The organism is Streptococcus mitis (assembly GCF_002096845.1).
Lineage (GTDB): Bacteria > Bacillota > Bacilli > Lactobacillales > Streptococcaceae > Streptococcus > Streptococcus mitis_A.
Genome location: NZ_NCVK01000059.1, coordinates 126,586 through 150,130 on the forward strand (window position 1 = coordinate 126,586; position 23,545 = coordinate 150,130).

The 23,545-nt window shown below is 41.1% G+C and carries 20 protein-coding genes and 1 other annotated feature; of the genes, 14 read left to right on the plus strand and 6 right to left on the minus strand.

The window, feature by feature from the left end:
* Nucleotides 1-11 precede the first annotated feature (11 nt).
* The 13 genes from ftsA to B7695_RS09260 all read left to right on the plus strand — a co-directional run bounded on the left by ftsA (nucleotide 12) and on the right by B7695_RS09260 (nucleotide 16,803).
* Entirely contained in the window at nucleotides 12-1,385 is a 1,374-nt protein-coding gene (ftsA, locus tag B7695_RS09190) for a cell division protein FtsA (RefSeq protein ID WP_084891276.1), read from the plus strand.
* A 16-nt stretch (nucleotides 1,386-1,401) separates the two neighbouring features.
* Nucleotides 1,402-2,661 (plus strand): cell division protein FtsZ, encoded by a 1,260-nt coding sequence (gene ftsZ / locus B7695_RS09195; protein WP_000144273.1) that lies wholly within the window; start codon nucleotides 1,402-1,404, stop codon nucleotides 2,659-2,661.
* Nucleotides 2,662-2,665: 4 nt separating this feature from the next.
* Nucleotides 2,666-3,337: a YggS family pyridoxal phosphate-dependent enzyme gene (locus B7695_RS09200; RefSeq protein WP_084891278.1), complete on the plus strand. Its 672-nt coding sequence runs from the start codon at nucleotides 2,666-2,668 to the stop codon at nucleotides 3,335-3,337.
* A 9-nt stretch (nucleotides 3,338-3,346) separates the two neighbouring features.
* A complete protein-coding gene (locus B7695_RS09205) occupies nucleotides 3,347-3,886 on the plus strand; it encodes a cell division protein SepF (protein ID WP_084891280.1) in 540 nt (179 codons plus the stop codon).
* The gene (locus B7695_RS09210) at nucleotides 3,886-4,149 is read left to right on the plus strand and encodes a YggT family protein (protein ID WP_000576513.1); all 264 of its coding nucleotides are present in this window, start codon (nucleotides 3,886-3,888) and stop codon (nucleotides 4,147-4,149) included. Before B7695_RS09205 ends, B7695_RS09210 begins: the two co-directional genes overlap by 1 nt.
* On the plus strand, nucleotides 4,146-4,931 hold the full coding sequence (locus B7695_RS09215; protein WP_142358887.1) for a YlmH family RNA-binding protein: 786 nt from the start codon (nucleotides 4,146-4,148) through the stop codon (nucleotides 4,929-4,931). The genes B7695_RS09210 and B7695_RS09215 overlap by 4 nt, the downstream gene beginning before the upstream one ends.
* A gap of 8 nt (nucleotides 4,932-4,939) precedes the next feature.
* Nucleotides 4,940-5,821: a DivIVA domain-containing protein gene (locus B7695_RS09220; RefSeq protein WP_345789005.1), complete on the plus strand. Its 882-nt coding sequence runs from the start codon at nucleotides 4,940-4,942 to the stop codon at nucleotides 5,819-5,821.
* Nucleotides 5,816-6,028 (plus strand) — a binding site (T-box leader). (Overlaps the previous gene by 6 nt.)
* A gap of 45 nt (nucleotides 6,029-6,073) precedes the next feature.
* Nucleotides 6,074-8,866, plus strand: coding sequence for an isoleucine--tRNA ligase (gene ileS / locus B7695_RS09230; protein ID WP_084891284.1), 2,793 nt, complete (start codon nucleotides 6,074-6,076; stop codon nucleotides 8,864-8,866).
* Nucleotides 8,867-9,269: 403 nt separating this feature from the next.
* Nucleotides 9,270-9,788: a hypothetical protein gene (locus B7695_RS09235; protein ID WP_084891286.1), complete on the plus strand. Its 519-nt coding sequence runs from the start codon at nucleotides 9,270-9,272 to the stop codon at nucleotides 9,786-9,788.
* Nucleotides 9,789-9,953: 165 nt separating this feature from the next.
* Nucleotides 9,954-10,646 carry a phosphoglycerate mutase gene (locus B7695_RS09240; RefSeq protein ID WP_000240129.1) on the plus strand — a complete coding sequence of 231 codons (693 nt, stop codon included), beginning with the start codon at nucleotides 9,954-9,956 and terminating at the stop codon, nucleotides 10,644-10,646.
* A gap of 52 nt (nucleotides 10,647-10,698) precedes the next feature.
* Complete coding sequence (locus B7695_RS09245; protein ID WP_084891288.1) at nucleotides 10,699-13,110, plus strand: glycoside hydrolase family 95 protein; 2,412 nt, start codon at nucleotides 10,699-10,701, stop codon at nucleotides 13,108-13,110.
* A 281-nt stretch (nucleotides 13,111-13,391) separates the two neighbouring features.
* Nucleotides 13,392-14,093, plus strand: a complete 702-nt coding sequence (locus B7695_RS09255) for an ABC transporter ATP-binding protein (RefSeq protein WP_084891290.1) — start codon at nucleotides 13,392-13,394, stop codon at nucleotides 14,091-14,093.
* A gap of 1 nt (nucleotide 14,094) precedes the next feature.
* Entirely contained in the window at nucleotides 14,095-16,803 is a 2,709-nt protein-coding gene (locus B7695_RS09260) for an FtsX-like permease family protein (RefSeq protein ID WP_084891292.1), read from the plus strand.
* Between the two features lie 95 nt (nucleotides 16,804-16,898).
* Here the strand turns inward: B7695_RS09260 and tpx are convergent, their stop codons facing one another.
* The 4 genes from tpx to B7695_RS09280 form a co-directional block, all read right to left on the minus strand.
* Nucleotides 16,899-17,390, minus strand: a complete 492-nt coding sequence (gene tpx / locus B7695_RS09265) for a thiol peroxidase (protein ID WP_000256026.1) — start codon at nucleotides 17,388-17,390, stop codon at nucleotides 16,899-16,901.
* Between the two features lie 123 nt (nucleotides 17,391-17,513).
* Complete coding sequence (locus B7695_RS09270; protein ID WP_084891293.1) at nucleotides 17,514-18,443, minus strand: metal ABC transporter substrate-binding protein; 930 nt, start codon at nucleotides 18,441-18,443, stop codon at nucleotides 17,514-17,516.
* Nucleotides 18,444-18,474: 31 nt separating this feature from the next.
* The gene (locus tag B7695_RS09275; protein ID WP_000559776.1) at nucleotides 18,475-19,323 is read right to left on the minus strand and encodes a metal ABC transporter permease; all 849 of its coding nucleotides are present in this window, start codon (nucleotides 19,321-19,323) and stop codon (nucleotides 18,475-18,477) included.
* Entirely contained in the window at nucleotides 19,320-20,042 is a 723-nt protein-coding gene (locus tag B7695_RS09280) for a metal ABC transporter ATP-binding protein (protein WP_000619150.1), read from the minus strand. The genes B7695_RS09275 and B7695_RS09280 overlap by 4 nt, the downstream gene beginning before the upstream one ends.
* 177 nt (nucleotides 20,043-20,219) lie before the next feature.
* Here B7695_RS09280 and pepO point away from each other — a divergent pair, with 177 nt between their 5' ends.
* Nucleotides 20,220-22,112 carry an endopeptidase PepO gene (gene pepO / locus B7695_RS09285; protein WP_084891295.1) on the plus strand — a complete coding sequence of 631 codons (1,893 nt, stop codon included), beginning with the start codon at nucleotides 20,220-20,222 and terminating at the stop codon, nucleotides 22,110-22,112.
* A gap of 127 nt (nucleotides 22,113-22,239) precedes the next feature.
* Here pepO and B7695_RS09290 read toward each other — a convergent pair whose 3' ends face one another.
* Complete coding sequence (locus B7695_RS09290) at nucleotides 22,240-22,869, minus strand: MBL fold metallo-hydrolase (RefSeq protein ID WP_084891296.1); 630 nt, start codon at nucleotides 22,867-22,869, stop codon at nucleotides 22,240-22,242.
* Nucleotides 22,870-22,995: 126 nt separating this feature from the next.
* Nucleotides 22,996-23,220: a hypothetical protein gene (locus B7695_RS09295; protein ID WP_345789006.1), complete on the minus strand. Its 225-nt coding sequence runs from the start codon at nucleotides 23,218-23,220 to the stop codon at nucleotides 22,996-22,998.
* Between the last annotated feature and the right edge of the window lie 325 nt (nucleotides 23,221-23,545).

Below are 23,545 nucleotides of genomic sequence, written 5' to 3' on the forward strand. Positions count from 1 at the left end.
GATGCGATGTAATGGCTAGAGAAGGCTTTTTTACAGGTCTAGATATTGGAACAAGCTCTGTCAAGGTGCTTGTAGCTGAGCAGAGAAATGGTGAATTAAATGTAATTGGCGTGAGTAATGCCAAAAGTAAAGGTGTAAAGGATGGAATTATTGTTGATATTGATGCAGCAGCAACTGCTATCAAATCAGCAATTTCCCAAGCAGAAGAAAAAGCAGGCATCTCAATTAAATCAGTGAATGTTGGTTTACCAGCTAATCTCTTACAGGTAGAACCAACTCAAGGAATGATTCCAGTAACATCTGATACCAAGGAAATTATGGATCAAGATGTCGAAAATGTTGTAAAATCAGCTTTGACAAAGAGTATGACACCTGATCGTGAAGTCATTACCTTTATTCCTGAAGAATTTATTGTGGATGGTTTTCAAGGGATTCGTGATCCACGTGGTATGATGGGGGTTCGCCTTGAAATGCGTGGCTTACTTTATACAGGTCCTCGCACTATTTTACATAACCTACGTAAGACAGTTGAACGTGCAGGTGTTCAGGTCGAAAATATTATTATTTCACCACTAGCAATGGTTCAATCAGTTTTGAACGAAGGTGAACGTGAATTTGGTGCTACAGTGATTGATATGGGGGCAGGCCAGACGACTGTTGCTACAATCCGTAACCAAGAACTCCAGTTTACCAATATTCTCCAAGAAGGCGGAGATTATGTAACTAAGGATATCTCTAAAGTCTTGAAGACATCACAGAAACTAGCCGAAGGTTTGAAATTAAACTATGGAGAGGCTTATCCTCCTCTCGCAAGTAAAGAAACATTCCAAGTCGAAGTGATCGGGGAAGTAGAACCTGTTGAAGTAACAGAAAATTACTTGTCAGAGATTATTTCTGCACGAATTAAGCATATTTTTGAACAAATCAAACAAGACTTAGACAGAAGACATTTATTGGATCTTCCTGGTGGCATTGTTTTGATTGGTGGAACGGCTATTTTACCGGGTATTGTGGAGCTTGCTCAAGAAGTTTTTGGTGTTCGTGTGAAACTCTATGTTCCAAACCAAGTTGGAATTCGTAATCCAGCCTTTGCGCATGTGATTAGTCTATCAGAATTCGCGGGACAATTGACAGAAGTGCATCTCTTGGCTCAACGAGCAGTCAAGGGTGATGAAGGATTATTCCAACAACCGCTTAGTTTTGGGGGAATGATTCAGAAAACAGCTCAGTTTGTACAATCAACGCCTGTTCAACCAGCCCCTACCCCAGAAGTAGAGCCGGTGGCGCCTACAGAACCAATGGCGGATTTCCAACAAGCTTCACAAAATAAACCGAAATTAGCAGATCGTTTCCGTGGCTTGATCGGAAGCATGTTTGACGAATAAAGAGGAAAAATAAATTATGACATTTTCATTTGATACAGCTGCTGCTCAAGGTGCAGTGATTAAAGTAATTGGTGTCGGTGGAGGTGGTGGCAATGCCATCAACCGTATGGTCGACGAAGGTGTTACAGGCGTAGAATTTATTGCAGCAAACACAGATGTACAAGCATTGAGTAGTACAAAAGCTGAGACTGTTATTCAGTTGGGGCCTAAATTGACTCGTGGTTTGGGTGCAGGAGGTCAACCTGAGGTTGGTCGTAAGGCTGCTGAAGAAAGCGAAGAAACACTGACGGAAGCTATCAGTGGCGCAGATATGGTCTTCATCACTGCTGGTATGGGAGGAGGCTCTGGGACTGGAGCTGCTCCTGTTATTGCTCGTATCGCCAAAGATTTAGGTGCTCTTACAGTTGGTGTTGTGACACGTCCTTTCGGTTTTGAAGGAAGCAAGCGTGGACAATTTGCTGTTGAAGGAATCAACCAACTTCGTGAGCATGTAGATACTCTATTGATTATTTCAAACAACAACTTGCTTGAAATTGTTGATAAGAAAACTCCACTTCTTGAAGCTCTTAGCGAGGCAGATAACGTTCTTCGTCAAGGTGTTCAAGGAATTACCGATTTGATTACTAATCCAGGATTGATTAACCTTGACTTTGCCGATGTGAAAACGGTAATGGCAAACAAAGGGAATGCTCTTATGGGGATTGGTATCGGTAGTGGAGAAGAACGTGTGGTAGAAGCAGCACGTAAGGCAATTTACTCTCCACTTCTTGAAACAACAATTGATGGAGCAGAAGATGTGATTGTCAACGTAACTGGTGGTCTTGACTTAACCTTGATTGAGGCTGAAGAGGCTTCACAAATTGTGAACCAGGCAGCAGGTCAAGGAGTGAACATTTGGCTCGGTACTTCAATTGATGAAAGTATGCGTGATGAAATTCGTGTAACAGTTGTTGCAACAGGTGTTCGTCAAGACCGCGTAGAGAAGGTTGTTGCTCCACAAGCTAGACCGACTACTAACTACCGTGAGACAGTAAAACCAGCTCATTCACATGGCTTTGATCGTCATTTTGATATGGCAGAAACGGCTGAATTGCCAAAACAAAATCAACGTCGCTCGGAACAAGCTCAAGGATCTGCTTTTGGTGATTGGGATTTACGTCGCGAGACAATTGTTCGTCCGACTGATTCAGTAGTGTCGCCGGTAGAACGTTTTGAAATTCCAAATTCGCAAGATGAAGATGAGTTGGATACACCTCCATTTTTCAAAAATCGTTAAGTAAATGAATGTAAAAGAAAATACAGAACGTGTTTTTCGGGAAGTCGCAGAAGCAAGTCTGAGTGCTCATCGCGAGAGTGGCTCAGTCTCTGTCATTGCAGTTACCAAGTATGTAGATGTACCGACAGCGGAAGCCTTGCTTCCACTAGGGGTTCATCATATCGGTGAAAATCGTGTAGATAAGTTTCTAGAGAAATATAAAGCTTTAAAAGATCGAGATGTGACCTGGCATTTGATTGGTACCTTGCAAAGACGTAAGGTGAAAGATGTCATTCAATACGTTGATTATTTTCATGCCTTGGATTCAGTAAAGCTAGCAGAGGAAATTCAAAAAAGAAGTGACCGAGTCATCAAGTGTTTCATTCAGGTGAATATTTCTAAAGAAGAAAGTAAACACGGTTTTTCGAGAGAAGAATTATTGGAAGTCTTGCCAGAGTTAGCCAAACTAGATAAGATTGAATATGTTGGTTTAATGACGATGGCACCTTTTGAGGCTAGCAGTGAGCAGTTGAAAGAAATTTTCAAGGCGACCCAAGATTTGCAAAGAGAAATCCAAGAAAAACAAATTCCAAGTATGCCTATGACCGACTTAAGCATGGGAATGAGTCGTGATTATAAAGAAGCGATTCAATTCGGTTCCACCTTTGTTCGTATAGGTACAGCATTTTTTAAGTAGGAGAGAACCATGTCTTTAAAAGATAGATTCGATAGATTTATAGATTATTTTACGGAGGATGAGGATTTAAGTCTCCCTAATGAAAAACGAGATGAGCCTATTCTAACTCCAGTAAATTCTACACAGGAAAAGGCTCTCTCAACGAATCAAACACCAAGCACAAGTAGTACAAAAGAAACTAATATTACTAGACTGCATGCACGTCAACAAGAGTTAGCAAAGCAAAATCAGCATTCTACTGAAAAAGTAACAATTGATGTTCGTTATCCTAGAAAATATGAAGATGCAACAGAAATTGTTGATTTATTGGCAGGAAACGAAAGTATTTTAATTGATTTTCAGTATATGACAGAGGTACAGGCCCGTCGTTGTTTGGACTATTTGGATGGAGCTTGCCATGTTTTAGCTGGAAATCTGAAAAAGGTAGCATCTACTATGTATCTGTTAACACCAGTGAATGTTATTGTGAATGTAGAAGATATTCGTTTACCAGATGAAGATCAACAGGGTGAGTTTGATTTTGATATGAGACGAAATAGAGTACGATAATGATTTTTTTAATTCGTATGATTTATAATGCAGTGGATATTTACTCCCTGATTTTGGTGGCCTTTGCTGTCATGTCTTGGTTTCCAGGCGCCTACGAATCCAGTTTGGGTCGTTGGATTGTAGCATTGGTAAAACCAGTGCTTGCTCCTTTGCAACGTCTGCCTTTACAGATAGCAGGTCTTGATTTATCTGTTTGGGTTGCGATTGTTTTGGTTCGATTTTTAGGAGAAAACCTAGTCCGTTTTCTGGCGATGATAGGATGAATAAAGGGATTTACCAGCATTTCTCTATAGAAGATCGTCCCTTTCTTGATAAGGGAATGGAATGGATAAAGAAGGTAGAAGATAGCTATGCTCCTTCTTTAACTCCTTTTATCAATCCTCATCAGGAGAAGCTATTAAAAATTTTAGCCAAAACCTATGGTCTTGCTTGTAGCAGTAGTGGGGAATTCGTCTCAAGTGAGTATGTTCGAGTTTTATTATACCCAGATTATTTCCAGCCAGAGTTTTCAGATTTTGAAATATCTCTCCAGGAAATAGTGTATTCCAATAAATTTGAACACTTAACGCATGCTAAGATTTTAGGGACAGTCATCAATCAATTGGGGATTGAACGGAAACTTTTTGGAGATATCCTAGTAGATGAAGAACGGGCGCAGATTATGATTAATCAGCAGTTTCTTCTTCTCTTTCAAGATGGATTAAAGAAAATTGGCCGTATACCTGTTTCGCTGGAGGAACGTCCTTTCACCGAGAAAATAGATAAGCTAGAACAGTATAGAGAGCTGGATTTATGCGTGTCTAGTTTTAGATTAGATGTTCTTTTATCAAATGTTTTGAAACTATCTAGGAATCAAGCAAACCAGTTAATTGAAAAAAAACTTGTCCAAGTAAATTATCATGTGGTAGACAAATCAGATTATACTGTTCAAGTTGGAGACTTGATTAGTGTGAGAAAAATTGGGCGTTTGAGGTTGCTTCAAGATAAGGGACAAACTAAAAAAGAGAAGAAAAAAATAACAGTCCAGTTATTATTAAGTAAGTGAGGAAAAATATGCCAATTACATCGTTAGAAATCAAAGATAAAACCTTTAGCACACGTTTTAGAGGTTTTGATCCAGAAGAAGTAGATGAATTTTTAGATATTGTAGTTCGTGATTATGAAGATTTGGTTCGTTCTAATCATGATAAGGATTTACATATTAAAAATTTGGAAGAGCGTTTGTCTTACTTTGATGAGATGAAAGATTCGTTGAGCCAGTCTGTATTAATTGCCCAAGATACAGCTGAGAGAGTGAAACAAACAGCACACGATCGTTCAAATAATATTATTCATCAAGCTGAACAGGATGCACATCGATTATTGGAAGAAGCAAAATACAAGGCAAATGAAATTCTTCGTCAGGCTGCTGATAATGCTAAGAAAGTTGCTGTTGAAACTGAAGAATTGAAGAACAAGAGTCGTGTCTTCCACCAACGTCTCAAATCTACAATTGAGAGTCAGTTGGCTATTGTTGAATCTTCAGACTGGGAAGATATTCTTCGTCCAACAGCTACTTATCTTCAAACCAGTGATGAAGCCTTTAAAGAAGTGGTTAGCGAAGTACTTGGAGAACCGATTCCATCTCCAATTGAAGAAGAACCAATTGATATGACACGTCAATTTTCTCCAGAAGAAATGACAGAGTTACAGGCTCGTATTGAGGCAGCCAATAAAGAATTGGCTGAATTTGAAGCTCAAGCTAAACAGGAAGTGGAAAACCCAACTCCTGTATCGAGTCCTCAAATTGAAGAAGAGACAGCTCATCCAGTTGGTCCAATGTATGAAGAACCAGAAGTAGCTCCAGTACATCCTTCGGCTCCAACACCAGCTACAGAAACGTTTGATTCAGCACCAGGATTTGATGCACCGCAAGAATCCGTTACAATTTTATAAGAAATAATCTGAGAACAATATATTATCCTTATATTTCCAGCGAGCAGGAGATGGTGTGAGTCCTGTAATCCCTAATGATAAGATTATCCTCTCAAAAACTCAAGTCTGAAGCTAGTAAGATTTGACGTTCCCCACGTTACGGGAAAAGAGGGAGAAAGACTAAATCTTTTTCCGAATAAAGGTGGTACCACGATTTTCGTCCTTTTTGACAGTCGTGGTTTTTAATTTGTTATTATTTATAAAGGAGATACCATGAAACTCAAAGATACCCTTAACCTTGGGAAAACAGCTTTCCCAATGCGTGCAGGACTTCCTACCAAAGAGCCAGTTTGGCAAAAGGAATGGGAAGATGCAAAACTTTACCAACGTCGTCAAGAACTAAATGAAGGGAAACCGCATTTTGTCTTGCATGATGGCCCTCCATACGCAAACGGAAATATCCACGTTGGACATGCCATGAATCATATCTCAAAAGATATCATCATTCGTTCTAAGTCTATGTCAGGTTTCAACTCACCTTATATCCCGGGTTGGGATACTCATGGTCTGCCAATCGAGCAAGTTTTGGCAAAGCAAGGTGTTAAGCGCAAAGAAATGGACTTGGTTGAGTACTTGAAACTTTGTCGTGAGTACGCTCTTTCTCAAGTTTATAAACAACGTGATGATTTCAAGCGCTTGGGGATGTCAGGTGACTGGGAAAATTTATATGTGACTTTAACTCCAGACTATGAAGCAGCCCAAATCCGTGTCTTTGGTGAGATGGCTAATAAAGGCTATATCTACCGTGGTGCAAAACCAGTTTACTGGTCATGGTCATCTGAGTCAGCCCTTGCCGAAGCGGAAATTGAATACCATGATTTGGTTTCGACTTCACTTTATTATGCCAATAAGGTAAAAGATGGCAAAGGTGTTCTAGATACAGATACTTATATCGTTGTTTGGACAACTACTCCATTTACTATCACAGCTTCTCGTGGTTTGACTGTTGGAGCGGATATTGATTACGTCTTGGTTCAACCTGCTGGTGAAGTTCGCAAGTTTGTGGTTGCTGCAGAATTATTGACTAGCTTGTCTGAGAAATTTGGCTGGGCTGATGTTCAAGTGTTGGCAACTTACCGTGGTCAAGAACTCAACCACATCGTAACAGAACACCCATGGGATACAGCTGTAGATGAGTTGGTTATCCTTGGTGACCACGTTACAACTGACTCTGGTACTGGTATTGTCCATACAGCCCCTGGTTTTGGTGAGGACGACTACAATGTTGGTATTGCTAATGGTCTTGAAGTCGCAGTGACTGTTGACGAACGTGGTATCATGATGAAGAACGCTGGTCCTGAGTTTGAAGGTCAATTCTATGAAAAGGTAGTTCCAACTGTTATCGAAAAACTCGGTAACCTCCTTCTTGCTCAAGAAGAAATCTCTCACTCATACCCATTTGACTGGCGTACCAAGAAACCAATTATCTGGCGTGCAGTGCCACAGTGGTTCGCCTCTGTTTCAAAATTCCGCCAAGAAATCTTGGATGCTATTGATAAAGTTAAATTCCATACAGAATGGGGTAAAGTACGTCTATATAATATGATTCGTGACCGTGGTGACTGGGTTATCTCTCGTCAACGTGCTTGGGGTGTTCCACTTCCAATCTTCTATGCAGAAGACGGTACAGCTATCATGACAGCTGAGACTATTGAACATGTGGCTCAACTCTTTGAAGTACATGGTTCAAGCATTTGGTGGGAACGTGATGCCAAAGACCTCTTGCCAGAAGGATTTACTCATCCAGGTTCACCAAATGGCGAGTTCAAAAAAGAAACTGATATCATGGACGTTTGGTTTGACTCAGGTTCATCATGGAATGGTGTTTTGGTAAATCGTCCAAATCTGACTTATCCAGCTGACCTTTACCTTGAAGGTTCTGACCAATACCGTGGTTGGTTCAACTCATCACTTATCACATCTGTTGCCAACCATGGCGTAGCACCTTACAAACAAATCTTGTCACAAGGTTTTACCCTTGATGGTAAAGGTGAGAAGATGTCTAAATCTCTTGGAAATACCATTGCTCCAAGCGATGTTGAAAAACAATTTGGTGCGGAAATCTTGCGTCTCTGGGTAACAAGTGTTGACTCAAGCAATGACGTACGTATCTCTATGGATATCTTGAGCCAAGTCTCTGAAACTTACCGTAAGATTCGTAACACCCTTCGTTTCTTGATTGCCAATACATCTGACTTTAACCCAGCTCAAGATTCAGTAGCTTACGAAGAACTTCGCTCAGTTGATAAGTACATGACGATTCGCTTTAACCAGCTTGTCAAGACCATTCGTGATGCTTACGCAAACTTTGAATTCTTGACAATCTACAAGGCTTTGGTGAACTTTATCAACGTTGATTTGTCAGCCTTTTACCTTGATTTTGCCAAAGATGTTGTTTACATCGAAGGTGCCAAATCATTGGAACGCCGTCAAATGCAGACTGTCTTCTATGACATTCTTGTCAAAATCACCAAACTCTTGACACCAATCCTTCCTCACACTGCGGAAGAAATCTGGTCATATCTAGAGTTTGAAGCCGAAGATTTTGTTCAATTGTCAGAATTACCAGAAGCAGAAACTTTTGCTAATCAAGAAGAAATCTTGGATACATGGGCTGCCTTCATGGACTTCCGTGGACAAGCTCAAAAAGCCTTGGAAGAAGCTCGTAATGCCAAAGTAATCGGTAAATCACTTGAAGCACACTTGACAGTTTATCCAAACGAAGTGGTGAAAACTCTACTCGAAGCAGTAAACAGCAATGTGGCTCAACTTTTGATCGTGTCTGAATTGACTATCGCAGAAGGACCAGCTCCAGAAACTGCCGTTAGCTTTGAAGATGTAGCCTTCACAGTAGAACGCGCTGCAGGTGAAGTATGTGACCGTTGCCGTCGAATCGACCCAACAACAGCAGAACGCAGCTACCACGCAGTCATCTGTGACCACTGTGCAAGCATCGTAGAAGAAAACTTTGCGGACGCAGTCGCAGAAGGATTTGAAGAGAAGTAAGGTTGAAAAGTCCAGGGAAAACTCAATTTGAGAAGGAAAGACAACTAGTCTTATAGTATATAAAACGCATTGTATCAAGGTTTTGAACACCTGATACGATGCATTTTTATTTATTTTGAAAATTTGCGAGGTGTGACTTTTTATACTCAACAAGAATCAAAGAGAAAGTTAGCAAGCTAACAGCAGTAAGATAAAATATGAATTTGATATTGCGTATAAGATTGGAAAATTGTGTCACGTTTTTACAACAATAAATTTTTATAAGTTGTTTTTGATTTCTGAAAAGAATTATATTTTATTTCATATTATACAAATTTTTATTTTATAATATCAGAAAATACTTTTTTTTTTTAGCAAATATGATGCAATTTTATTTGAAAAAAAATAAAAAGGAGATTTTATTATGAAACAAACCTTTATTACATCTTACTTGACTTTCTACATGAAAGCTTCTGTAGCTTTGGAGGGAGTTTTTATTAAAACTTCAAATCCTAATACTATTTTAAAAGTTATTCCCCTAGGTTCTCAGAATAAGACAATTCCAGTAGAACAAGTTGCAAGTGTAGACGATTCATTTAGTCTTGATTTCAAATCATTTGCTTGGGGTGTCATCTTTACAATTATTGGATTTTCTATGATGGGGAATTCATTTGTAGGAGGTTTGATTTTGGCTGCTTATGGAGTATTGACAGTTTTAAGTGCTTTTCAAACTCTTCTTGTTTTAAATCTTACTTCTGGTGGATCACACGTTATTAGTGCAGTAGTATTTGAAAAAGCTAATCTTGAAAATTGTAAAGAAACAATTGAAGCTTTGATTCTAAATCGTTATGATGATACTAATACGAGAAAACATACAGATCGTATGATGCAAAATGCAGATCAAAATGCAGATCGTATGATTGATGCTTTAAAAAACAAGTGATTTTCTATTGTCTTTGTTTAGTTTTATAATGGGATAAAAACTTGAGAGAGCTAGCTTAGTTCTCTCTTTTTAGTTGATTTTGACTAGCTTTTTTGTGAAAAATTGTGTAAAATAGAATAGATAAACGAGGGGAAACCTCGGAAAATTTAAAGGAGAATCCATCTAATGGTAAAATTGGTTTTTGCTCGCCACGGTGAGTCTGAATGGAACAAAGCTAACCTTTTCACTGGTTGGGCTGATGTTGATTTGTCTGAAAAAGGTACACAACAAGCGATTGACGCTGGTAAATTGATCAAAGAAGCTGGTATCGAATTTGACCAAGCTTACACTTCAGTATTGAAACGTGCAATCAAAACAACTAACTTGGCTCTTGAAGCTTCTGACCAATTATGGGTTCCAGTTGAAAAATCATGGCGCTTGAACGAACGTCACTACGGTGGTTTGACTGGTAAAAACAAAGCTGAAGCTGCTGAACAATTTGGTGATGAACAAGTTCACATCTGGCGTCGTTCATACGATGTATTGCCTCCAAACATGGACCGTGATGATGAGCACTCAGCTCACACAGACCGTCGTTACGCTTCACTTGACGACTCAGTAATCCCAGATGCTGAAAACTTGAAAGTGACTTTGGAACGTGCTCTTCCATTCTGGGAAGATAAAATCGCTCCAGCTCTTAAAGATGGTAAAAACGTATTCGTAGGAGCTCACGGTAACTCAATCCGTGCCCTTGTAAAACACATCAAAGGTTTGTCAGATGACGAAATCATGGACGTGGAAATCCCTAACTTCCCACCATTGGTATTCGAATTTGACGAAAAATTGAACGTAGTTTCTGAATACTACCTTGGAAAATAAAAAATTGTAAGTCTAGAATTGATTTCTAGACTTTTTATGCTAGTATGGTAGTATGATGAGGAATAAAAAACAAGATTATGTATTGGCCTACAAGCAACTAGCTTCAACAACATATAAGGGTTGGGAAGAAGAGGCCTTACCGATAGGCAATGGTTCTTTAGGAGCTAAAGTCTTTGGTCTTGTAGGGGCTGAGCGGATTCAATTCAATGAAAAAAGTCTCTGGTCTGGTGGTCCACTTCCTGATAGTTCCTATTATCAGGGTGGAAATCTTCAGGACCAGTATAGCTTTTTAGCTGAGATTCGTCAGGCTTTGGAGAAGAGAGACTACAATACTGCTAAGGAACTGGCTGAGCAGCACCTAGTTGGACCAAAAACCAGCCAATATGGAACCTATCTGTCCTTTGGGGATATTCACATTGAGTTTAGCAAGCAAGGCAAGACTTTATCTCAGGTGACGGATTACAAGAGACAACTTAATATCAATAAGGCACTTGCGACAACTTCTTATGCATATAAAGGGACGTATTTTAAACGTGAAGCCTTTGCGAGTTTTCCAGATGATCTCTTGATTCAGCGCTTTACTAAGGAAGGGGCGGAAACTCTAGATTTTACTATAGAACTGTCGCTGACCTGTGATTTGGCTTCTGATGGAAAGTATGAACAGGAAAAATCTGATTACAAAGAGTGCCAGCTGGATATCACTGCTTCTCATATCTTGATGAAGGGGCGGGTTAAGGATAATGATCTGCGGTTTGCTAGTTATCTAGCTTGGGAAACAGATGGAGACATTAGAGTCTGGTCGGATAAGGTTCAGATATCAGGAGCCAGTTATGCCAATCTCTTCTTGGCGGCTAAGACAGATTTTGCCCAAAATCCTGCTAGTAATTATCGCAATAAACTAGATTTAGAGCAGCAAGTAAAGGACTTGGTGGACACAGCTAAAGAAAAGGGCTATGCCCAATTGAAATCAAGGCATATTGAGGACTACCAAGCTTTATTTCAGCGTGTTCAATTGGATTTGGAAGCTGATGTTGACGCATCCACTACAGATGAGTTGCTAATAAATTATAAGCCACAAGAGGGGCAGGCTTTGGAGGAACTGTTTTTCCAGTATGGACGGTATTTATTGATTAGTTCTTCTAGAGATTGCCCAGATGCTCTACCAGCTAATCTACAGGGAGTCTGGAATGCGGTCGATAATCCTCCGTGGAATTCGGACTATCACCTGAATATCAATCTGCAGATGAATTATTGGCCATCCTATGTTACCAATCTCCTAGAGGCGGTCTTTCCGGTCATCAACTATATCGATGATTTGCGAGTCTATGGTCGTCTAGCGGCTGCAAGGTATGCAGGAATCGTCTCTCAGGAAGGGGAGGAGAATGGTTGGTTGGTTCATACTCAAGCGACTCCCTTTGGTTGGACGGCGCCTGGTTGGGATTACTATTGGGGTTGGTCTCCAGCTGCCAATGCGTGGATGATGCAAACTGTTTATGAAGCCTATTCATTTTATAGGGACCAAGACTATCTCAGGGAGAAAATTTATCCCATGTTGAGGGAAACGGTTTGTTTTTGGAATACTTTTTTACATGAGGATAAGCAGGCGCATCGTTGGGTGTCTTCTCCATCTTATTCCCCAGAACATGGTCCGATTTCGATTGGCAATACCTATGACCAATCTCTGATTTGGCAGTTATTTCATGATTTTATTCAGGCTACTCAGGAATTGGGGCTGGATGCGGACTTGTTGACGGAAGTCAAAGAAAAATTTGACTTGCTTAATCCTCTTCAAATCACTCAATCTGGTCGAATCAGGGAGTGGTATGAGGAGGAAGAGCAATATTTTCAAAATGAAAAAGTGGAGGCTCAGCATCGGCACGCTTCCCATCTAGTGGGACTCTATCCTGGAAATCTCTTTAGCTACAAGGGACAAGAGTATCTTGATGCGGCGCGTGCTAGCCTCAATGATCGTGGAGATGGCGGCACAGGCTGGTCCAAGGCTAATAAGATCAATCTTTGGGCGCGTCTAGGAGATGGCAATCGAGCCCATAAATTATTAGCAGAGCAGTTAAAGTCATCCACCTTGCCAAATCTTTGGTGTAGCCATCCTCCTTTTCAGATAGATGGTAATTTTGGTGCTACTAGTGGTATGGCGGAAATGTTGCTCCAGTCTCATACAGCTTATCTGGTGCCCCTAGCTGCCCTACCCGATGCTTGGTCAACAGGTTCCGTTTCAGGCTTAATGGCACGTGGACATTTTGAAATTAGCATGAGGTGGGCGGATAAAAATCTCTTACAGTTGAGTATTTTATCAAGAAGTGGGGGAGATTTGCGAGTCTCTTATCCAGGTATTGAAAATAGTGTGATTGAAGTGAATCAAGAAAAAGCAAAAGTGAAATGCATAGAGAAAGATTGTATTTCGGTAGCAACAGCAGAAGGCGATCTGGTTCAATTTTCTTTTTAAGAAGATGTCATACTCTTCTAAAATCTCTTCAAACCACGTCAGCGTCGCCTTACCGTATATATGTGACTGACTTTGTCAGTCTTATCCACAACCTCAAAACGCTGTTTTGAGCAACCTGCGGCTAGCTTCCTAGTTTGCTCTTTGATTTTCATTTAGTATTAGAAGGCAGTAGTTTGAAACTGCCTTTTAATAAGGATTTAAGAATGTAAGCAGTTTCCATCTAGTTGAAAAAGCGTTATAATTGTAGTAGGAAGTAATTTGTTTGAGAGAGGGTGGATCTTATGGCTTATATTGGGATGAAACACTGTTACAAGCGGTATCAGGTTGGGGACACGGAGATTGTGGCCAATCGTGATGTGAATTTTGAGATTGAAAAGGGTGAATTGGTTATCATTCTAGGTGCGTCTGGTGCAGGCAAGTCAACGGTTCTTAACCTTCTTGGGGGAATGGATACCAATGATGAGGGCGAAATCTGGATTGATGGTGGCAATATTGCAGACTATAGTTCCCACCAGAGGACCAATTACCGCCGCAATGATGTCGGTTTTGTTTTTCAGTTTTATAATCTAGTTTCCAATCTAACCGCTAAGGAAAATGTGGAACTGGCCTCAGAAATCGTGACAGATGCCTTGAATCCTGAACAGGTCTTGACAGATGTAGGTCTGGCTCATCGTCTCAATAACTTTCCAGCCCAGCTTTCTGGAGGGGAGCAACAGCGAGTCTCCATTGCACGCGCGGTAGCCAAAAATCCTAAAATCCTTCTTTGTGATGAACCGACTGGAGCCTTGGATTATCAGACGGGTAAGCAGGTTTTGAAAATTCTCCAAGACATGTCTCGTCAAAAGGGAGCGACAGTAATTATCGTGACTCACAATGGAGCTTTGGCGCCCATTGCTGATCGCGTGATTCATATGCACGATGCCAGTGTCAAGGATGTAGTGATCAACCAGCATCCTCAGGATATCGACAGTTTGGAGTACTAGCATGATCAAGCGAAAAACCTATTGGAAGGACTTAATTCAGTCCTTCACAGGCTCCAAGGGGCGTTTTTTATCCATCTTGACCTTGATGATGCTGGGTTCTTTAGCCCTAGTAGGCCTCAAAGTAACCAGTCCCAATATGGAGGCGACAGCTAATGCTTATTTAACAATTGCTCAAACCTTGGATTTGGCAGTTATGTCTAATTATGGTTTGGATCAAACAGATCAAGAAGAACTAGAACAGATAGAGGGCGCAGAGGTTGAGTTTGGCTATTTGACAGATGTGACTATGGAAAATGGGCTGGATGCCATTCGGCTGTACTCCAAACCAGAGCGAATTTCAACCTTTCAGCTAAGAGAGGGACGACTTCCTCAGTCAGACAAGGAAATCGCTTTGGCCACTCATTTGCAAGGCCAATACAGCGTGGGACAGGAGATTAGTTTTAAAGAAAAAGAAGAGGGTCATTCCTCTTTAAAAGACCATACTTATACCATTACTGGTTTTGTGGATTCAGCTGAAATCCTCTCTCAGCGAGATATGGGCTACGCAGCAAGTGGAAGCGGGACTCTGACAGCCTACGGGGTCATTTTACCTAGTCAGTTTGATCAGAAAGTTTACAATATAGCTCGTTTGAAATATCAAGATTTAGCAGACTTAAATGCCTTTTCATCAGCTTATGAAGAAAAATCCAAGCAACATCAGGAAGACCTTGAACAAGCTTTGTCAGATAATGGCAAGGCACGTCTGCAACTCTTGAGAAAAGAAGGGCAAGAGTCTCTCGATAAGGGGCAAGAGAATCTTGACAAGGCGCAGGTTAATATGCAGGAAGGCAAGCGTCGTTTAGCAACTGCTCAAGCTCGTTTACAGGCGCAGGAAAGTCAACTAGCCTTGCTTCCTCAAGCTCAGAGAGAGCAGGCTAGTTCTCAACTTACCCAAGCTAAGCAGGAATTGAGCAAGGAAGAGGACAAACTAAAGCAGGCTGAACAAAATCTAGCCCAAGAAAAGGAAAAATTAGAAAAACATCAGCAAGTCTTGGATGATTTGGCTGAACCCAAGTATCAAATATATAATCGTCAGACCATGCCTGGCGATCAAGGCTACCTCATGTACAGTAATGCTTCAGCCAGTATTCGGGCAGTAGGCAATATCTTTCCTGTGGTGCTTTATGCCGTAGCGGCTATGGTGACCTTCACAACTATGACTCGTTTTGTGGATGAAGAACGAACACATGCTGGGATTTTTAAGGCCTTGGGCTATCGTAGTAAGGATATTATCGCTAAATTTCTCCTCTACGGTCTAGTAGCTGGGACTGTCGGAACAGCTCTAGGTAGTATACTTGGTCATTATTTGCTAGCCAGTGTGATTTCAAGTGTCATTACAAAAGGTATGGTGGTGGGAGAAACCCAGATTCAGTTCTATTGGACCTATAGCATACTAGCTCTTGGATTGAGTTGGTTGGCGAGTGTGTTACCAGCCTATCTGGTGGCTCGGAGAGAACTTCATGACGAAGCAGCCCAGCTTTTACTGCCTAAACCTCCTGTCAAAGGAGCTAAAATTTTACTGGAGCGCATCGGTTTTATTTGGCGCCGTCTCAGTTTTACCCATAAGGTAACAGCTCGCAATATCTTTCGTTATAAGCAACGGATGTTGATGACAATCTTTGGTGTGGCTGGTTCTGTAGCCCTGCTCTTTGCAGGTTTGGGAATCCAATCCTCTGTAGCAGGAGTTCCGTCTAGACAGTTTCAACAAATCCAACAGTATCAGATGATTGTCTCTGAAAATACTAGTGCGACCAATCAAGACAAGGCAGAGCTAGAAGAAGTGTTGAAAGGGCAGGATATTCAAGCCTACCAGAAAATCTATTCTAAAACGCTAGACAAGGATTTCAAAGGCAAGGCTGCTCTTCAGACCATCACCCTTATGATGACAGAGAAGGAGGATTTGACCCCCTTTATCCATCTGCAAAATCATCAGCAGGAGCTGACATTAAAAGATGGAGTTGTCATCACAGCTAAACTAGCCCAGTTGGCAGGTGTCAAGGTTGGGCAGACTTTAGAAATTGAAGGTAAGGAGCTAAAGGTAGCTGCTATTACTGAGAACTACGTTGGTCACTTTATTTATATGAGTCAGGCTAGCTATGAGCAACTTTACGGACAGCTACCCCAAGCCAACACTTATTTGGTCTCGTTAAGAGATACCAGTGCTACTAGTATCGAAAGACAGGCCGGCTTACTTATGAATCAATCTGCGGTGTCAAGCGTTGTCCAGAATGCTTCAGCCATTCGACTCTTTGACTCCGTCGCTAGCTCACTCAATCAGACCATGACCATCTTGGTCATCGTATCGGTTCTGTTGGCTATTGTTATCCTCTACAATCTGACCAATATCAACGTGGCTGAGAGAATCCGTGAACTCTCCACTATCAAGGTTCTCGGTTTTCATAATAATGAAGTCACCTTCTACATTTACCGTGAGACGATTGTGCTGTCCCTTGTGGGAATTGTACTTGGTCTGGTATCAGGTTTCTATTTACACCAATTTTTGATTCAAATGATTTCGCCTGCGACTATTCTCTTTTATCCGCAGGTAGGTTGGGAAGTCTATGTAATTCCAGTGGCAGCAGTAAGCATCATTTTGACCTTGCTTGGTTTCTTTGTCAATTATCATCTGAGAAAGGTTGATATGCTTGAAGCTCTGAAATCTGTAGAGTAAGATAGCTATTTTTATCTGATTGAACTTGTATTTACTCGTAAGCAAAAATCCTCCGTTTCAAAGAGTAGGGAACTCTTTGTGACAGAGGATTTTTTCTATAGGGCTTTAGCAGCTGCAATTGCGGCTTCGAAGTTTGGTTCTGAGTTGATGTTGTCCACGTATTCAACGTAGCGAATAGTATTGTCAGTATCGAGGACAAAGACTGCGCGTGCCAATAGGTGCCACTCATTGATTAAGAGGGCGTAATCACGTCCAAAGGAATGGTCGAAATAGTCTGAAAGCATGATGGCATTTTCAATACCTTCAGCACCGCACCAACGTTTTTGGGCAAAAGGGAGGTCCATTGAAACAGTCAAGACAACCGTATTATCCAGTCCAGCCAGTTCTTCATTAAAACGACGCGTTTGAGTTGAGCAGATGCCTGTATCGATAGAAGGCACGACACTCAAGACTTTTTTCTTGCCATCAAAATCAGCCAGAGATTTTTTAGAAAGGTCTGTTGTAGTGAGTGAAAAATCAAGTGCCTTGTCGCCGACTTGTAGCTGTTTACCTGTAAAGCTCACAGGATTTCCGAGAAAAGTTACCATAGGATACTCCAATCTTTTTTCTTCCATTTTAGCTGAAACAGTCGGAATTTTCCAATGATTTGACCGGAAATATGGGCATAGAAAAAAACGCCAGCTCGTGTGAGAATGACGTTTTTCAGAGGCTTATTTTGCCAATCCTTCAGCAATCTTGTCAAGGTTGTATTTCATCATGTTGTAGTAGCTGTCGCCTTCTTTACCTTGTTCTGCGATAGAGTCAGTAAAGATTTGTGCGTAGATTGGGATGTTTGTGTCTTGTGAAACAGTCTTCATTGGACGGTCATCCACGCTTGATTCTACAAAGAGTGAAGGAGTTTTTGTTTGGCGAAGTTTTTCAACCAAGGTCTTGATTTGGTCAGGTGTTCCTTCTTCTTCAGTGTTGATTTCCCAGATATAGGCACTTGGGACACCGTAGGCTTTAGAGAAGTATTTGAAGCATCCTTCGCTGGTTACGATCAATTTCTTCTCAGCAGGGATATTGTTGAATTTAGCTTTTGCTTCCTTATCAAGTTTGTCTAGCTTTTCAGTATATTCTTTGAGATTTTTTTCGTAGAATTCCTTGTTGCTAGGGTCTTTAGCGCTCAATTGTTTTGCGATATTTTTAGCAAAGATCATACCGTTTTCAAGGTTAAGCCAAGCGTGTGGGTCTTCTTTTCCTTTTTCGTTTTGGCCTTCAAGGTAGATAACATCAACACCTTCGCTGACTGCAAAGTAGTCTTTATTTTCAGTTTTCTTGGCATTTTCTACCAATTTGCTAAACCAAGCATTGCCACCAGTTTCAAGGTTGATACCGTTATAGAAAATGAGGTCTGCTTCAGAAGTTTTCTTGACATCTTCAGGAAGTGGTTCGTATTCGTGTGGGTCTTGACCAACAGGAACGATACTGTGAAGATCAATTTTATCACCAGCAATATTTTTAGTAATATCAGCGATGATTGAGTTTGTAGCCACAACTTTTAGTTTATGACCAGAAGCTGCATCTTTTTTTCCACTAGCACATGCTACAAGAGCAATGACGGAAAGAAAGAGAACGAACAATGTACCTAATTTTTTCATTAGATCCTCCAATTTATTGGGGTTTTGCCCCTTATTTTAACAAATGTTTATTTTTCAGTTTCAAATATCGTTGTTTTGGAGCGATAAAGAAGCTAATGAGAAAGAAACTAGCAGCTGTGAGCACGATACTAGAACCTGCCGCAACGTTAAAGCTATAGCCGATAAAGAGTCCCAAAACTGAAGCAGTAGCTCCAAAGGTTGAGGAAAGGAAAATCATGCTTTTCAGGCTATTAGCATACAGATAAGCAGTTGCAGCTGGGGTAATCAGCATGGCTACAATCAGGATAGTTCCGACACTTTGCATGGCTGTCACAGACACGAGAGTCAGGAGTACCATGAGAAGGTAGTGATAGAAATTGACAGGCATTCCCATGGCTTTAGCCAAGAGTTCATCAAAGGAAGTTATCAAGAGTTGCTTGAAGAAAATCCAGATCAACAAGAGAATGGCTGCCCCCACACCCATAGTAATAAACATATCCGTATCTTGGACGGCCAGGATATTACCAAAAAGGATATGGAAAAGGTCAGTTGAACTTTTAGCGACACTAATCAAGATGATACCGAGGGCTAAGAAAGAAGAAAAGGTAATGCCGATGGCGGTATCGCTTTTGATAATCGAGTTTCCCTTGATGTAGGTAATGATGATGGCAGCTAGCAGTCCAAAGACAATGGCTCCGATAAAGAAGTCAAGGCCCAAGATGAAGGAGAGGGCTACACCTGGTAAGACAGCATGTGAAATGGCATCTCCCATGAGTGACATCCCGCGTAGGATGATGAAACATCCTACAGCTCCAGCTACGACCCCGATGACAATGGCTGTTATCAAGGCATTTTGTAAGAAATGGAATTTTTGCAATCCATCGATAAATTCTGCAATCATAGGTCACCTCCGTTGAAAAAGAGTCGATTACCGTAAGCTTCTTTGAGATTGGCTTCGGTAAAGGTTTCTTTGGTTGGACCAAAGGCAATCACTTCTCGATTGACAAGCAAGACTTGATCGAAGTAGTGGGGAACCTTGCTGAGGTCGTGGTGGACGATGAGAACCGTCTTCCCAGCTTTTTTCAAATCTCTCAGCGTATTCATGATGATTTCCTCACTGACAGAGTCAATCCCAACAAAGGGTTCATCCAAGAGGATATAGTCGGCTTCCTGTACCAAACATCTGGCAATCAAGACCCGCTGGAATTGACCTCCAGACAGTTGACTGATTTGCCGTTCAGCGTAGTCAGCTAGGCCGACGATTTCAAGGGCTTCTTGCACTTTCTTCCAATGTTTAGCATTTAAACTTCGAAAGAGAGGGATAGAGGGAAAGAGTCCTAACGAGACGCATTCCTTGACCTTGATGGGAAAGTTGTAGTCGATATTGATTTTTTGTTCGACATAGGCAATTCGGTGTAAGGATTTTTTAACTTCCTTGTCATCGAGAAATGCCTGACCTTGATGTGGGATAATTCCCAGCATACCTTTTAATAGTGTTGATTTCCCAGCGCCGTTTGGACCAATGATACCGGTAATTGTTGGTCCGTGGAGCACTAGTGAAATATCCTTAAGTGCCAACGTTTCTTTGTAGGAGACACTGAGGTTTTCAATACGTATCATAAACTTGTATTCCTCCTGTCTCTTAATATACCTTAAAAAAAAAATTAAGTCAAGTTAATTTTTGAAAAAATTAAAATAATAACTGAAAAACAATAGAAAATATCCGTTCATTTTTAATTGCATTCCCAGTTAATTTTTGTTAAGCTAAAAACAAGTACAAATGAAAGCGAGAACACGATGACACGTTATCAAGATGATTTTTATGATGCAATCAATGGAGAATGGCAACAGACAGCTGAAATCCCAGCAGATAAGTCTCAAACGGGAGGTTTTATTGATTTAGATCAGGAAATTGAAGACCTGATGCTAGAGACAACAGACAAGTGGTTGGCAGGAGAAGAGGTGCCTGAGGATGCTATCTTGGCAAACTTTGTCAAATACCACCGCCTAGTTCGTGATTTTGACAAGAGAGAAGCTGACGGTATCACACCTGTTTTGCCTCTTCTTAAAGAATTCCAAGCATTGGAGACTTTTGCAGATTTCACTGCCAAACTAGCAGAGTTTGAACTTGCTGGAAAACCTAATTTCCTTCCTTTTGGTGTATCGCCAGACTTTATGGATGCCAGAATTAACGTTCTATGGGCTAGCGCTCCAAGCACGATTTTGCCAGATACGACTTACTATGCAGAAGACCATCCTCAGCGCGAAGAGCTCTTGACTCTTTGGAAAGAAAGCAGTGCAAATCTCCTCAAGGCTTATGATTTCTCTGATGCAGAAATTGAAGACTTGCTAGAGAAAAGACTAGAATTGGACCGTCGAGTTGCGGCAGTAGTGCTCTCTAATGAAGAAAGTTCAGAATATGCTAAACTCTACCATCCATATGCTTACGGAGATTTCAAAAAATTCGCTCCTGCCCTACCTTTGGATGACTTCTTCCAAGCCGTTCTTGGACAAGTACCAGACAAGGTTATCGTAGACGAGGAACGTTTCTGGCAAGCAGCAGAGCAATTCTACAGTGAGGAAGCTTGGCCTCTCCTCAAGGCAACCTTGATTTTGAGTGTTGTCAATCTCTCAACCAGCTATTTAACAGAAGAAATCCGTGTCTTGTCAGGTGCCTATAGCCGTGCGCTTTCAGGAGTTCCAGAAGCCAAAGACAAGGTCAAGGCAGCTTATCAACTAGCACAAGGTCCTTTCAAACAAGCCTTGGGTCTCTGGTATGCCCATGAAAAATTCTCTCCTGAGGCTAAGGCGGATGTGGAGAAAAAAGTGGCAACTATGATTGATGTCTATAAGGAACGCTTGGCTAAAAATGACTGGTTGACTCCTGAAACTCGTGACAAGGCCATCGTCAAACTCAATGTCATTAAGCCTTATATCGGTTATCCAGAAGAATTACCAGAACGCTATAAGGACAAGGTAGTGGATGAAAATGATAGTCTTTTTGACAATGCTCTAGCCTTTGCGCGTGTGGAAATCAAGCACAGTTGGAGTAAGTGGAACCAGCCTGTAGACTACAAGGAGTGGGGCATGCCTGCTCATATGGTCAATGCTTACTACAATCCACAGAAGAACCTAATTGTCTTCCCAGCGGCTATTTTACAGGCACCTTTCTATGACTTGCATCAGTCATCTTCTGCTAACTATGGTGGTATTGGGGCGGTTATTGCCCATGAAATTTCCCACGCCTTTGATACCAACGGAGCTTCCTTCGATGAAAATGGTAGCCTCAAGGATTGGTGGACAGAGAGCGACTATGCTGCCTTCAAGGAGAAAACACAAAAAGTCATTGACCAATTTGATGGACAGGATTCTTATGGAGCAACCATTAACGGTAAATTGACTGTATCAGAAAACGTAGCTGACTTGGGAGGAATCGCAGCAGCGCTTGAAGCAGCTAAGAGAGAACCAGACTTCTCAGCAGAAGAGTTCTTCTACAACTTCGGTCGTATCTGGCGCATGAAAGGTCGACCAGAATTTATGAAACTCTTGGCTAGCGTCGATGTACACGCGCCAGCCAAACTCCGTGTCAATGTACAAGTACCAAACTTCGATGATTTCTTTACAACTTATGATGTCAAAGAAGGAGACGGTATGTGGCGTTCACCAGAAGAGCGCGTGATTATTTGGTAATGCAAAAAATCTAGTCATCAGAAAAAGGCATCCAATCAGGTGTGAAAACCTTGATAGGATGCCTTTTACAATGGAAAGATTTGCTGGATAGTGTACTTAAATTGCGATAGTCATTGTCACCATCTTGCTAGAAAAAAGGATTGAAGGTCTTTTCATGGGCGATGGTCGTAGCTGGACCATGTCCTGGATAGACATCATAGTTTGGTAGGGTGAAGAGTTGAGTCTGGATACTATGAAGGAGTTGCTCCATGCTACCAGTCGGAAGGTCGGTCCGCCCGATAGTTTCACGGAATAGAGCATCACCTGTCAAGACCAAATGAGCTTGCGGAAAGACGATAGAAACACCACCGATAGAGTGCCCTGGTGTTGGCAAGACAGTAAAACGAAATTCCTTCAGTTGGTATTCTTCGTGAAAGACAAAAGTGTGTTCTGCAGGTTTTGCGACCACATCTGCCATATCATCGTGGCGAGGTAGCCCAGAGAGATTATCGACAGGAGTATAGAGCCAGCTGGCTTCGCTCTCTGCGATATAGACAGGAGGATTGCCAAAAGTTTCGCGAACCAAGTCCAGACTCATGATATGGTCATAATGGGCGTGGGTCAATAGAATGGCACAGATTGGTTTGTTGATGTTCTCTATTGTCTGACGAATGGCTTCCCAATGACTACCAGGATCTACAACGATGAGGTGCTTTTCGCCTTCTAGGTAATAGGTGTTTTCATAGGCAACAGGATTCACAGTTTTATGGATTTTCATACTAGCTCCAATCTCAAAGAATGTACTAAATTAAGTATAGCACAGTTGGGGAAAATAGGTAAGGATTTAGAATGAACTTAAAAACCAGCATGACTAGATGAAGACAGGCTGGTTATCAATTTATCACTATTGGAGAGGTGTCAATTGCCCTTCATAGGTTGCATAAACTCCGTCATTAGCTTGTTTGATAGACGTGATGTTTAGAGTGCCACCGTAGTTGGCTTCTCGTTTGTCACTATATTCACTATAAGTTATCCTATTGGGCAGGTTCTGGTCGTTAGCATAGTATTGAACGACTGTTTTTTTATAGCTTTGCTGGCTGAATAGGAACAGGCAGCAAACTCCTAACACTAGGAGAGAAAAGATAGAAATAGCAGTTTTTTTCATAGGCGTTCTCCTTATAAACTAAAGGATAAAAGAAAGCATCTTGAGGATTTTTAATTCCAAAATCCAGTCAAGGTACCAGTGTATGTGACACGAGTTCCATCGTTTATCTTTCGTATCTTCAATGGAATTGGGGAAGTCAGAAAGTCTTTCGGTTACAATATGGTTTCCGTTCTTCTATCTCTCCTTCTATCACCTAAGTTTAAAATCTAACTTCGTAATATATTATAGACTAATAATTCAGAATTGTCAATCAATTCTGAATTATTTTTTTCTTATTCTGTTCCAATCT